The following is a 12,890-nucleotide window of genomic DNA, read 5'->3' on the forward strand; positions in this document are numbered from 1 at the left end:
TTGTTAGCGTCCATTTCCAATGATTTCGCAATTACCAGAGGTGAATTTGCGTGATGCAATGGCCTCCTGCAAGTCTTTATGCAGGACGGATTCAGTCGTGATCACATCTTTGAGCGCATTCTCCTGTGCAGACTCAAAGACGCGCCCAAGTATGAAGTCAGCAGTTGGGCCTTGAGCGACCATGAGCAGGCCCGAAGGCGCAATGGACTTCAAGTCCTCGGCTGTAATTCGCCCACCCTGTAAGGCGTGAAGAAACTCTTTTCCTTGCTCATAGCCGAACCGGAAGAGACGCTCTTGGTCCTTAGGCCTTTCCAAGACTGACGCAAGGGACGAGCACTCGAACGCGGCCCAAGTGGCACGCCCCTTCTTCGCGAAGTCTGTAGACTCTGCAGCAATTAATGCGGGTGAGGTAGTGAACAGCACGACCGCTACCAGAGTGTTTCTGATCACGTTGGATCTCCTTTGGGCTCTAACGTAGAGCTAACCGGCGCGGCGCGGCTTTATCGCGCAGCGTCCAGCGACTGAAAGGAGCGAGGTTGAGCGCCGGGTTGGGCGTCATTTTGATTCTCCGGGGACAGTGGCGAGTAGGCGTTCGAACAATGAACGTAAACGGACTTGCTCGTCGGCGGACGAATTTCGGATGATGTCCATAAGTGCTTCGTCGTAGAGAGGTGAGGCGTCCATCGGGGTAACGTACTTTCCTAGCCAGACCACGTGCTCTTGGAGTTTCTGAAGCAGTTGGTAATCCTTTGGGTCAATTTCGGAGAGCACTAACTCACAAAGGTCAACAAGACCATGCCCACCTTTGCCGCCAAGTTTCTTACGATCAATCCGTCCGTCGCTTTGGATGAGCATTGGGTCTCGATGGACCAAATAGGCTTTTGCTGCGTTTTCGATTGCGAGACCAGCGTGAAAGTAGGCAGCTGCAATACAGCCCGACCGCTCTTCAACGGACTCGCTACTGAAAGGTCCGTAAGTGGCCCGGCGGTCGAGAAGTATTTCCGCGACGGCCATTTGTCGGCGGGCGGCAAAGAGCCAAGTTCCCGGTCGTCGAGCGTACAAGAGGAAGTCAGCAATCTGGTGCGGCTTAACGCTCATGATGACGCCCAACGTAAAGTTGAGGGGCGCGCCGCTTTTGGCGCGTCCCTCTCGAACGCAATGTTAGGCATAGATTTCCATGTTTTAATGTGGTGCCTTGGGAAACTTCGGCAGATCGGGGTTCATGAAATCCCAATGCGCTGCACTTGAAGTATAAATATCGAGCGTGGGCTTAAACATCGACGGATCATCAAGGGTTCCTGCACGAAGTCCCAATATATTTGGCATCATCTCTAATTTGGCAAACAATTGGGAACCACAATTAGGACAAAATCCTCGCCCCACCTTATTTCCGCTGTCCGCTGTTGATTCGTAGTATTTTACCGTGCCGCTTATCTTCACCGTTTGCTCCGGGACAAACAACGCTGGTGTAAAAGCACCGCCGGATGTTCGCTGACAATCACGACAATGACAATTTCCCGAGAAGACTGCTTCTCCAGTGGATTCATAGCGAACCTCACCGCAGAAGCAACCGCCAACCAGTAATTCTTTCATAAAATCCCCTCATAAGTCAGTGGAAAACTTTTTGTCTATGCCTAACGCAAAGTTGAGCCGACGCGTAGCGGTCGGCTCGAACGCCGGGTTAGCCATCAACACTTAAGTGACTTTGTTCAAGTCAATATCGATTCCAGACGCCTTCATTTCCTTGGCAAGCAGAAACCGCCAGCCACCTGCATCGTCGAGCGAGTGGTAAAGGATGCCGGAATAGTCGGAGGGAATTTCGACGCCACCCTTGTAGAGGACGCAGACCCGATCGCGACCAAGAGCAGACATGAAAAAGCCCAACTCAAGAACCACGTTCTGGCGTGCGCGAGGTTTGGCTTCTTCGGGTTTTCCTACAGCGTGGCCCATGTCGTCTGGAGTGAGCAGTACCACGGCGAACGCTACCCCGGTGTGTGCTTCGAACTTTTCGATGACGGTGCGGCCTTGGTTCGGCTGCTCATGGAGAATGACTGGTTCAAGGTCGAGTTTGGAGAGGTACCTCGCGATGGATTCCTTGGCGCCGTGATCATGGCCATGCACAACGAAGACACGTCGATCTGACGGCAATGGTTGATCGCCCGGCAGCTGAGCCTCGGCGGCTGAACTTCCGGCGTCTTCGATTCGCTCTTCGAATAGCTCCCTCAGTGTTTTGAGCTTTAGAAGGCATCGATGAATGCCTTCCTTGTACCCCTCTTGGACGCGAGGTAGCGGCTCGCTACCTCGCCCCATGATGAGTGGGAGTGTGTCGAACGACCCCACAGAGTACCGGCGATATTCGTCTGTGTCATGTCCAAGAATATCCTGCAGCGTCCCGTTGACTTTTATGGCAAGTGTCGCAGCGACTGGGTCGAATCGCTGACTAACTGTCGCCACATCAAAGTCCTCAAGATCTGCAATACGACGATCTAGTTTGGGTATAGCGGCTCTCATCTGCTCGACGAACAGATTCGCAGCCTTAGATTCCTGTGAACGGGCGCGAGCCATATGTGGTGTCCTGAGGGCTAACTAAAAGTAGACACCAATAAAATACCTAAAATTGTATCGACTGTCGCCATATACGCCAATTAAATACCTAAAATTATGTCAGGCTGTCGTCTAAAACTAGATTTGACTATATTTTTCATTTAGAATCAACGTAAACCTCACTTTATTGGCGACATTTTCCATTTTTTATCACACCTTTGGTTTTATCCATGCCGCACACTCAAAATCCACCCAAATTATTAGAGCAAGTCCAGGCGAGAATTCGGGTAAAGCATTACAGTATTCGCACCGAGCGTGCATATCTCGACTGGGTTAGGCGCTACATTTTATTTCATCAGAAAAAGCATCCGGCGCAGATGGGGGCGCAGGAGGTGGAGGCTTTTTTGTCGCATTTGGCTGTGGAAGGCAATGTCGCGGCTTCGACTCAGAATCAGGCGAAAAGCGCGCTGCTGTTTTTGTACCGCGAGGTGCTGGAAATCGATCTGCCTTGGCTGGACAATGTGACGAAGGCCAGGGTGCCGCAACGCTTGCCGGTGGTGTTGACCCATGCTGAGGTGAGAATGCTTTTGGACCAGATGGAAGGGTCGCAGTGGTTGATGGCGAGCCTTTTGTATGGCGCGGGGTTGCGTCTGATGGAGTGTGTGCGACTGCGGGTAAAGGATGTCGAGTTCGAGCGGGGCGAGTTGATTGTTCGTGATGGCAAGGGACAAAAAGATCGTATGACCATGCTCCCCGCCAAGTTGGCCGAGCCGTTGCGCATGCATCTTGAGCGGGTGCAACGGCTACACGAGCAAGATCTGGCGGCGGGCTATGGCGACGCGTATCTGCCTAACGCGCTTAGTCGCAAATACCCCAATGGTGGGCGGATGTGGGGCTGGCAATATGTCTTTCCTTCAGGCCAGCGCTCCGTTGATCCGCGCTCGGGTGTTACGCGCCGTCATCACGCGGACGAGAAGGGCCTGCAAAGAGCAGTGAAACGGGCTGTGCATGCCGCCGAGATCGTTAAACCGGCCACGCCGCACACCCTGCGGCATTCATTTGCTACCCATTTGTTGCAGTCCGGCTATGACATCCGCACTGTTCAGGAGCTGCTCGGCCATAATGACGTGAGCACTACGATGATTTATACACATGTGCTGAACAAGGGTGGCAAGGGTGTAAACAGTCCGCTGGATTTGTTGTAATGCCCGCCGACAATATACGCCATTGAACAAGGCGCCCTCACACTCCCCCTTGGAGTCCCTGCCTGTTACCGCCCTTAAAGGCGCCGGTCCGCGCATGGCGGAGCGCTTGGCGCGGCTCGGCCTTCGCACGGTGCAAGATGTGCTGTTTCACCTTCCTCTGCGTTATCAGGACCGTACTCGCGTGGTGCCCATCGGGACATTGAGGGGGGGCGATGAGGCGGTGATTTTGGGCGAAGTGCAGCTAAGCGAGATCAAGCTCGGTAAGCGCCGCATGTTGCTGGTGCGGGTGGCTGATGGCAGCGGAGGCATTCTGTTGCGGTTTTTCCATTTCTCGGCACAGCAGCAGGCAGGGCTGGCGCGAGGTGCAATGGTGCGTTGTTTCGGTGAGGTGCGCGCCGGACCGGCAATGCTGGAAATGGTGCATCCCGAATACCGCGTCATTACTGACGTGGGGGCCGATGCTCAAGGATATGCGACCACGGCGGTGGATGAGTGTCTGACGCCGGTTTATCCGGCCACCGAGGGCCTGCAGCAATATACCTTGCGTGCTTTAAGCAGCGCGGCGCTGGATCTCGCCGCTGGCGAGCTAGGGCTGCAAGAGCTGCTGCCCGCCGAAATTCTAGCGCGTCTTAAGCTGCCGCCGCTGCTGGATGCGCTGGTATATGTTCACCGCCCGCCGCCGGATGCGCCGCTGGCCATGTTGCAGGAGGGTAGCCACCCGGCGCAGCAGCGCCTGGCCTTCGAGGAGCTGCTCGCCCATCATCTCAGTCTGCGCCTGTTGCGCAATAAAATACAGGCGAGCCGTGCGCCGCAGCTGAATGCGCCGGGCCGGTTGATGAAGATACTTCTGGACAGCCTGCCGTTTGCGCTGACCGGCGCGCAGCAGCGCGTGATTGGCGAAATCGTGCGGGATCTGCGCCGTGCCAGCCCGATGCAGCGGCTGGTGCAGGGCGATGTCGGGTCGGGTAAAACCATTATCGCGGCACTTGCTGTACTGCACGCGGTGGAGGCGGGATTCCAGGCGGCAGTGATGGCGCCGACCGAGTTGCTGGCCGAGCAGCATCTACAAAATTTCACGCGCTGGCTGGCGCCGCTGGATCTGGATATCGCCTGGCTGTCAGGGAAGCAGCCGGGCAAGGCGCGCCGCACGATGCTGGAGCGGCTTGCGTCGGGACAGGCCGCTGTGGCGGTGGGCACTCATGCGCTGTTTCAGGAGGGTGTCGAGTTCGCCAGCCTGGGGCTGATCGTTGTGGATGAACAGCACCGCTTCGGCGTCCACCAGCGCCTCGCCTTACGCGAAAAAGGCGTCCAATATGAACATGGGCAGAGCCGTCATCCCCATCAGTTGATCATGACCGCAACCCCGATCCCGCGCACGCTGGCGATGACCGCCTATGCCGATCTCGACAGCTCGATTATCGACGAGCTGCCGCCGGGCCGCACGCCGGTAGAAACGGTGGTGGTGCCAGACACGCGGCGCGCTGAGGTGGTGGAGCGCGTGCGCGGCGCCTGCCGCACCGGTCGGCAGGCCTATTGGGTGTGCACGCTGATTGAAGAGTCCGAGACGTTGCAGTGCCAAGCCGCCGCCGATACCGCTGTGCAGTTGACTGAGGCTCTGCCGGAGTTGCGCGTGGGGTTGGTGCATGGGCGCTTGAAGACCAGCGAAAAGGCGCAAGTGATGGCCGCATTCAAGGCGGGCGAGCTAGATCTTTTGGTGGCGACTACGGTGATCGAGGTGGGCGTGGATGTGCCCAACGCCAGCCTGATGATCATCGAAAACGCCGAGCGGCTGGGGCTGGCGCAGCTCCATCAATTACGCGGCCGGGTGGGACGCGGCGCGCAGAAAAGCAGCTGCATTTTGATGTATCATGGGCCACTTTCACGGGACGGCCGCGCGCGCCTTGCGGCACTGCGCGAAACGAACGACGGTTTTGAAATCGCGCGCCGCGATCTGGCGTTGCGCGGGCCGGGCGAGGTGCTCGGCACGCGCCAGAGCGGCATGCTGCAATTGCACATCGCCGACCTGGTGCGCGACCAGGCGCTGACCCCCAAAATCGAGCAGGCAGCGGAGCTGCTATTGCAACATTATCCCGAGCGCGTTCCGCTGTTGATCAGCCGTTGGCTGGGCGAGGCGGCGCGGTATGGGGAAGTTTGATTTTTTGCCACTGGACACACAGAGGGCATGGAGAATAAAAATTTAATCGGCCTTCTCCAGAATCTCCATGGCTCAAACAAGTAGGGGTGCGCCGTACCCGTGGAGGGCATAATGTGCGCGCCATTAGATCCGGTGCGTGGAACGCACCCTACGTTTGCTGAAAACTGAGCAAGAGGAACAACTCTATGAAGATCAAAGTAGTGGTTCACGAGGCCGAGGAAGGCGGTTATTGGGCCGAAGTGCCTGCCATCCCTGGTTGTATAACGCAGGGTGATACCTTTGAAGAACTGTTGGCTAATCTTTATGAAGCAGTGGAAGGCTGCCTGTCTGTTGATATAGTGCAACCAGAATCGACAAGCAGAGACCGGGTGCTGGAAATTGCCGTATGAAGTCCGTATCCGGCAAAACGTTCGCGAAGATTATCGAGCGCCATGGATGGACATTGTTACGCATCAACGGTAGTCATCACATTTATGGCAAAGGAGGCAGCATCGTGCGATTGTCGATTCCAATCCACGGCAATACACCTTTGAAAACTGGATTACTGAAACATCTGGTCAAACTGGCAGGGCTTCAAGAAAGCGACCTGGAATAAATGCACGTGTCTCAAGTTAAGCGCCAGCCCAACATGTTGGTGGTGAAGGCGGGCAAGCCGTTATGGCGCCCACGACGCCATCTGCCACGCGGCATTGTGCCATCGGTCCTGTCGTCCTGGCTATTTGACACAACCTCGCTGACACAACGTTTGCGGCAAGCGTGTCATGGGCACTTTCAGGTGCGGGTGATGAGCGAGGCACAAGCTCGCCCGTTGCGCGATGAGCGCGTCACACTAAGGATGCGTGGTTATGAAGGCGCCGTAGTGCGCATGGTGTATTTGTTGTGCGACGAGCGGCCCTGGGTGTTTGCACGCACGGTGATTCCACTACGTACCTTGAGCGGGCCACAGCGGCGGCTGGCGTATCTGGGAAACAAGCCACTGGGAGAAATGCTGTTCGCCGATAAATCCATGCGCCGCAGTGAAGTGGAAGTGGCGCGCCTTGCCGCAGGGAGCGCGGTGTTCAGGATGGCTACGCAGGCGCTGGAACATAAGCCGGATGAAATTTGGGGCAGGCGCTCAGTGTTTTATCTGCAAGACAAACCGCTGCTGGTGAGCGAGATATTTTTGCCGGATCTTCTTGAAAATGAATCCTGATACCAAGGCGCGCCTGCATCAATATGTGCTCCTGACGCGGCTCAACCGGCCCATCGGCATCCTTTTATTGTTGTGGCCTACGCTGTGGGCATTGTGGATCGCGGGCGCGGGCCGTCCCGACCCGCTGGTGTTGGTCGTGTTCGTGCTGGGCGTAGTGTTGATGCGTTCGGCGGGGTGCGTGATCAACGATTACGCGGACCGGAACATCGACCCGCACGTGGCCCGCACGAGTGACCGGCCCATCGCCGCCGGGCGCGTCTCACCCCGGGAGGCGCTGACGCTGTTTGCTGCGCTGTGTCTGATGGCCTTCGGGCTGGTGTTATTGATGAACCGGCTGACCATCCTGCTGTCCTTGATTGGCGTGCTACTCGCGGCGGTTTACCCGTTCATGAAACGCTACACCCATCTGCCACAGGTGGTGCTGGGCATGGCGTTCGGCTGGGCAGTGCCGATGGTGTTCGCGGCGCAGACGGGCGAGATACCCAAAGTCGCCTGGCTGCTGTTCACCGCCACCGTGCTGTGGGCCACCGCCTACGACACCATGTATGCCATGGTGGACCGTCCCGATGACCTGAAGATTGGCGTCAAATCCACTGCGATTCTGTTTGGCGACGCCGACCGCCCGATCATCGGCGCCATCCAGATTTTGTTCCTGCTGGCACTGCTGCTGATCGGTAGGCAACTGGAAATGGGGCTGGCGTATTATATTGGCCTGGCTGCCGCCGCTGGCTTGGGTGTTTACCAGCAATACCTGATCAGAAACCGCGATGCGGCAGGCTGTTTCAAGGCGTTTCTCAACAACAGCTGGTTCGGCGCGGCGATATTTTGTGGCATAGTACTGGATTACCTTTTCTAAAAATTGTCATTGATACGCAAGGATATTCTTGAAATGACTTTAAAATCCGCGCCGCAGGAAGCGCAAAAACTGCAACGACTCGGGCTGGCGGTGATCGAAACCGAAGCGCGAGCGGTGTCTGCGCTTGTCTCGCGCATTGATGGCAACTTCGTCCAGGCCTGTCAGTACATGCTGGCCTGCGAGGGGCGCATCGTGGTGCTCGGCATGGGCAAGTCCGGCCATATCGGCGGCAAGATCGCGGCGACACTCGCCTCCACCGGTAGCCCGGCATTTTTTGTGCATCCCGGCGAGGCGAGCCACGGCGACCTGGGCATGATCACCGCCAAGGACGTCGTGATGGCGCTGTCCAACTCCGGCGAGACTGACGAGATCCTCACCATTTTGCCGCTGATCAAGCGGCTTGGTGTGCCTTTGATCGCACTTACCGGCAACCCGCGCTCCACGCTGGCGCACGCGGCGACGGTGCATGTCGACGTCAGTGTGGAACAGGAAGCCTGTCCACTCGGGCTGGCCCCCACCTCCAGCACCACGGCGACATTGGTGATGGGCGATGCGCTGGCCGTCGCGCTGCTCGAAGCGCGCGGCTTCACTGCCGAGGACTTCGCGCGCTCCCACCCCGGCGGACGGCTGGGGCGGCGTCTGCTGCTGCTGATCAATGACATCATGCACACCGGCGAGGCCATCCCCAAAGTGCGCGAGGACGCGCTGCTCAAAGAAGCATTGGTGGAAATGTCGCGCAAGGGGCTGGGCATGACGGCAATAGTCGATGAGCAAGGGCGCGCCATCGGCGTCTTCACCGATGGCGACCTGCGCCGCGCGCTGGATCATGAATTAGATGTGCATAGCACCGGCATCGCCGAGGTGATGACCCGCAACGGCAAAACCGTGCGCCCCGACAAGCTCGCCGCCGAGGCGCTCGCCATCATGGAAACCTGCAAGATCAGCGCGCTGCTGGTGGTAGATGAGAACGGCGCTCTGGTCGGCGCCCTGAATATGCACGACCTGCTGCGTGCGGGTGTGGTTTGATGAGTTTAGGTTTCAGTCCGACTCCAATAACAGAACCGGGGCGCATCCTTTGATGAGTACAATTAGGCACAGCGTAAAAGAAGTCCAGGCGATGATAAAACGCTCAAAGTCCATATTCACCTCCGTAACCACCAGCCTCACAACCTAACGCCACCCTCTATCACTGGCTGCTCCAGCCCGCAGAGAGATACCTTGCCAGCGCCTGAGTGAGCTGTTCCACATCCACCTGCCGTGCCTGGCCCTCACGCCGCGCCACGGCCCAGATGGGGTCGGGAAAGTGGGCGTCATCCGCAAGGCGCGGGATGACGTGCCAGTGAAGATGCGGCACCTGATTGCCGAGCGACGCCAGGTTGATCTTGTCTGGCTGTAGGGTTTCACGCAGCGCCTGCTCCACGGCAAACACCACGGACATCAGGTCATGCCGTTGCGCCAGGGCAAGATCGGTCATTTCTTTCACATGGGCCTGCCAGATAACCCGACAAAACCCAGGATAAGCGGCATCCTCCACAAGGATGACGCGGCACTGGCCGTCGCTCCAGAGCACTGTCTCCCGCGCCGGGTGACATAAAAGGCATACAGACATGGAATAATTGTCCTTTTTCGTTGTCTTATTGTTTGAACGCACGCCTTAATTTGTATCGTGACGCGTTGCGGGTTATGCTAAAGCATAGCGCTTTTCAGGACGATAACAAGGATGTGCCGTGTCGGTTTAATCAGTGCTGGCGGAGGAAACGTGATGTTCCGCAGTACAAAATACATAATGGTTCTGCTGGGCGCGTTGTGGACTACCCTGGTCTGCGCCACGCCTGATATTGCCCAGCAACGCGCCAGCTTTGAGGCCGCCGAACGTGCCTTGAAGCAAGGCAACCAGCCCGAGTTTCAGCGTCAGCTCTCATCGCTGGGCGACTACCCCCTTTATCCCTACCTCCTTTACCAGGATTTGCAGCCGCGCCTCGACAAGGCCAACGCGCCGGAAGTGCTCGCCTTTCTGCGGGATTACCCTGATACCCCGCTCGCCCCCCGCCTGCGCGCCACGTGGCTGCAGCTGCTCGCTGGCCGCAACCGTTGGGATGAGATTGTTGCCACTTACCGTTCCACCAGCGATGTGGAGATGCAATGCCTTTACCGCAAGGCACTGCTGGAGACCGGCAATAGCACCGAAGCGCTCCGTCAAATCGACACTTTATGGCTGTCGGGGCGCTCCCAGCCCGCCGCCTGTGACAGCGTATTTGATGCGTGGCGCGCCACCGGGGGCATGACCAGAGATCTGGTGTGGCAGCGTTTGCGCCTGACGCTGGAGGCGGGCCAGATTGACTTGGCGCGAGCGCTGGGCCGGTTTGTGGTGCCGGATGAGCAGCCCTGGGCGGATCTGTGGCTGCAGGTTCACGAAAAACCGGAACTGACCCTCAATCTAGTAGGTTTTGAGGGTGATCAGCCCGTCATAGCTTCGATTCTTGCCCACGGCATCAAACGCATGGCGCGCAGCGATGCGGCGAGGGCTGTGGCAATCTGGGATGACATCAGTACGCGCCGCGCCTTTACCATGGAAGAGCGCAACACCGCGCAGCGTGTGCTGGCCCTAGCGCTCGTTTCCCAGAAACAGCCGGGGGCGCGGGCGAGACTGGACGCTCTCACTCCCGCCCAGGAAGACCCACAGGTGCGTGAAAAACGGATATTGCTGGCGCTCAATGATGGCGACTGGGGCGCCGCACGGCGCTGGATAGAACAGATGAATGAAGAGGAGCGGACCCTCCCCCGCTGGCGTTACTGGCGTGCGCGCGCGCTCGAACAGCTAGGGCTTGCCGGGGAAGCCGCACCACTCTACACCGAATTGGCGTCCGGCCGCGATTATTACGGCTTTCTTGCCGCTGACCGCATGAGCACGCCTTATGCGTTGACCCATCGTCCCCTGTCCTTTCCCGCGACCGAGCTTGCCGTGCTGGAACAGACGCCCGGTGTGATGCGCTCCCGCGAATTCCATCTGCTGGGACGCACGGCGGATTCGCGCCGCGAATGGAACCACGTCACCCGCGACATGAACGAGGCACAACTGCTGCGCGCCGCCAAACTGGCGCACGACTGGGGCTGGCATGACCGCGCCATCTTCACCGTGGCGCGCGCCCCGCGCCAGGACGATCTGGATCTGCTGTTCCCCCTTGAGCACCGCGAACGGGTCGAATCCCAGGCCAGGGATCGTGATATCGACCCCGCCTGGGTGTACGGCATCCTGCGCCAGGAAAGCGCCTTTGTGCCGGATGCACGCTCACCCGTCGGCGCCCTGGGTCTGATGCAGATCATGCCCGCTACTGGCGGGATGATCGCCAAATCACTGAAAACCAGACTCAGCAACCCCAATGACCTGTTGTTGCCGGACACCAGCATCCGCTTCGGCGCCGCCTATCTGCGCAGCCGCCTGGATACTTTCGACAACAACGCCATGCTGGCCACCGCCGCCTACAACGCGGGAGCGGGCCGGGTGAAGCAATGGCTGCCGCAAGACCGCGTGATCGCAGCGGATCTGTGGGTGGAAAACGTCCCCTTCAAGGAAACGCGCGACTATGTGCGTCGCGTGTTGACCTATACCGTGATTTACCAGCAACGTCTGGGCAGCAGCCCAACACTTTTGTCGCGCATCATGTTGCCGGTGGGCACGGCGGCGATTGCTTCCAGTAATCCACTGATAGCGGGAGACATTCCAGGCGGCAGGATGCGCCAATAAGGCGTTTTTTCGCAAATTGCGGTATAATTTTTGCGTTAAAATTTCAATCTTTGAGGAAATCCGCATGAAAATAGCCAATGGCATGGTGGTCTCCATGCACTATCTGCTGACTGACGAAAACAACGACACCCTCGACAGCACCGAGGAGGGCGAGCTGTTTAGCTACCTCCACGGACACGGCAACATCATTCCCGGATTGGAAAATGGCCTGGAAGGACTCGAGGCTGGTCAAAAGACCCACGTTATCGTTCACCCGAAGCAGGGCTATGGTGAGCGGAATCCCGAAGCGGAAATCGAAGTCCCCTTGTCACAATTCCCCCCGGATGCCGACCTTGCCCCAGGCGACCGTGTGTCCATGGATAGCCCGGAAGGCGATATGATCTTCACCGTGACGGATATTTCCGATTCCTCCGTGACCCTCGATGGAAATCACCCCCTGTCGGGCATGATCCTGCACTTTGATGTCGAAATTGTGGATATCCGTCCGGCAACCGCCGAAGAGATCAGTCACGGCCATGCACATACCGGTGAGCATCACCATCATTAAGTCGCTTCAAAGCCCTAAAAACACAGTGCCACTGTGTGTTTAGGGCTTATTTCCTGATGCATTGTGTCGGAATACTTTACACACATCTGGCAGGAAGAACGTCAAAATAAAATAAATTTTATTGAAATCAATTAAATAATGTTTATGGCGTTAAAATTGCCTATGTAGCGTTAAGCCAATTAATACTGCGGATACAAAATATGAGCGACCCTTCATCTTCATTTGACTTTGATGAATGGATGACGCTAGCGAAGACTGATCCAGAGGCCTTTGCCGTGCGGCGCAGGGATGCCATAGAAAGCGTTTTTTTAAACGCCCCCGAGGAGCGCCAGCAGCGCCTTCGCGGCTTGCAGTGGAGTATTGATATGGAACTGCAAACATGCAGCAACCCCATGCAGGGCTGCATGCGCCTGTTTAACAGGATGTGGGACTCCGTATACGGAGAAAAAGGATTGCTGAACGCCCTGCGCTTGCTCGGAGAGCTGGAATCCTATCCCTCTACTAAAAAACGGCCAGACAGCAAGCCGCCGGAATCCGCCACAATATTACCTTTCAAGGCCACCAAGCCCATTGCCTGACAAGCCTAAATGGCGAATGGGTTACAGCGTGAAAGCAACGCACCTGAGTGTGGCCACCTGATTCGATG

The 12,890-nt window shown here is 57.4% G+C and carries 15 protein-coding genes; 10 read left to right on the top strand and 5 right to left on the bottom strand.

The genetic code is table 11. The annotated features are described in order from the left end of the window. Window positions 1-3: 3 nt before the first annotated feature. The 4 genes from M3A44_15160 to M3A44_15175 form a co-directional block, all read right to left on the bottom strand. On the bottom strand, window positions 4-450 hold the full coding sequence (locus M3A44_15160) for a hypothetical protein (GenBank protein MEQ6342937.1): 447 nt from the start codon (window positions 448-450) through the stop codon (window positions 4-6). 105 nt (window positions 451-555) lie between these two features. Next, complete coding sequence (locus M3A44_15165; GenBank protein ID MEQ6342938.1) at window positions 556-1,098, bottom strand: hypothetical protein; 543 nt, start codon at window positions 1,096-1,098, stop codon at window positions 556-558. An 84-nt stretch (window positions 1,099-1,182) separates the two neighbouring features. Beyond that, on the bottom strand, window positions 1,183-1,593 hold the full coding sequence (locus M3A44_15170) for a GFA family protein (protein ID MEQ6342939.1): 411 nt from the start codon (window positions 1,591-1,593) through the stop codon (window positions 1,183-1,185). A gap of 102 nt (window positions 1,594-1,695) precedes the next feature. Next, window positions 1,696-2,565 carry a nucleotide-binding protein gene (locus tag M3A44_15175; GenBank protein ID MEQ6342940.1) on the bottom strand — a complete coding sequence of 290 codons (870 nt, stop codon included), beginning with the start codon at window positions 2,563-2,565 and terminating at the stop codon, window positions 1,696-1,698. A 209-nt stretch (window positions 2,566-2,774) separates the two neighbouring features. Between M3A44_15175 and M3A44_15180 the strand changes: the two genes are divergently transcribed. The 7 genes from M3A44_15180 to M3A44_15210 all read left to right on the top strand — a co-directional run bounded on the left by M3A44_15180 (window position 2,775) and on the right by M3A44_15210 (window position 8,978). After that, the gene (locus tag M3A44_15180) at window positions 2,775-3,749 is read left to right on the top strand and encodes an integron integrase (protein MEQ6342941.1); all 975 of its coding nucleotides are present in this window, start codon (window positions 2,775-2,777) and stop codon (window positions 3,747-3,749) included. A 94-nt stretch (window positions 3,750-3,843) separates the two neighbouring features. After that, window positions 3,844-5,904 (top strand): ATP-dependent DNA helicase RecG, encoded by a 2,061-nt coding sequence (gene recG, locus M3A44_15185; GenBank protein ID MEQ6342942.1) that lies wholly within the window; start codon window positions 3,844-3,846, stop codon window positions 5,902-5,904. Between the two features lie 185 nt (window positions 5,905-6,089). Next, on the top strand, window positions 6,090-6,293 hold the full coding sequence (locus M3A44_15190) for a type II toxin-antitoxin system HicB family antitoxin (protein MEQ6342943.1): 204 nt from the start codon (window positions 6,090-6,092) through the stop codon (window positions 6,291-6,293). Beyond that, the gene (locus tag M3A44_15195; protein MEQ6342944.1) at window positions 6,290-6,499 is read left to right on the top strand and encodes a type II toxin-antitoxin system HicA family toxin; all 210 of its coding nucleotides are present in this window, start codon (window positions 6,290-6,292) and stop codon (window positions 6,497-6,499) included. The genes M3A44_15190 and M3A44_15195 overlap by 4 nt, the downstream gene beginning before the upstream one ends. A gap of 6 nt (window positions 6,500-6,505) precedes the next feature. Then, window positions 6,506-7,096, top strand: coding sequence for a chorismate lyase (locus M3A44_15200; GenBank protein ID MEQ6342945.1), 591 nt, complete (start codon window positions 6,506-6,508; stop codon window positions 7,094-7,096). Beyond that, window positions 7,086-7,952, top strand: a complete 867-nt coding sequence (gene ubiA, locus M3A44_15205; protein MEQ6342946.1) for a 4-hydroxybenzoate octaprenyltransferase — start codon at window positions 7,086-7,088, stop codon at window positions 7,950-7,952. Before M3A44_15200 ends, ubiA begins: the two co-directional genes overlap by 11 nt. A gap of 33 nt (window positions 7,953-7,985) precedes the next feature. Beyond that, window positions 7,986-8,978, top strand: coding sequence for a KpsF/GutQ family sugar-phosphate isomerase (locus M3A44_15210; protein ID MEQ6342947.1), 993 nt, complete (start codon window positions 7,986-7,988; stop codon window positions 8,976-8,978). A 160-nt stretch (window positions 8,979-9,138) separates the two neighbouring features. On the opposite strand, the gene M3A44_15215 is transcribed toward M3A44_15210, so the two are convergent. After that, window positions 9,139-9,561: an HIT family protein gene (locus tag M3A44_15215; protein MEQ6342948.1), complete on the bottom strand. Its 423-nt coding sequence runs from the start codon at window positions 9,559-9,561 to the stop codon at window positions 9,139-9,141. Window positions 9,562-9,714: 153 nt separating this feature from the next. On the opposite strand from M3A44_15215, the gene M3A44_15220 reads away from it, so the two are divergent. From M3A44_15220 to M3A44_15230, 3 genes are all read left to right on the top strand, one after another. Next, window positions 9,715-11,697, top strand: a complete 1,983-nt coding sequence (locus M3A44_15220; protein MEQ6342949.1) for a transglycosylase SLT domain-containing protein — start codon at window positions 9,715-9,717, stop codon at window positions 11,695-11,697. 64 nt (window positions 11,698-11,761) lie between these two features. Beyond that, entirely contained in the window at window positions 11,762-12,244 is a 483-nt protein-coding gene (locus M3A44_15225) for a peptidylprolyl isomerase (GenBank protein ID MEQ6342950.1), read from the top strand. A gap of 200 nt (window positions 12,245-12,444) precedes the next feature. Continuing rightward, window positions 12,445-12,822, top strand: a complete 378-nt coding sequence (locus M3A44_15230) for a DUF3135 domain-containing protein (GenBank protein ID MEQ6342951.1) — start codon at window positions 12,445-12,447, stop codon at window positions 12,820-12,822. Window positions 12,823-12,890 lie beyond the last annotated feature (68 nt).

The sequence above is a fragment of the Gammaproteobacteria bacterium genome (assembly GCA_040183005.1).
Taxonomy (GTDB): Bacteria; Pseudomonadota; Gammaproteobacteria.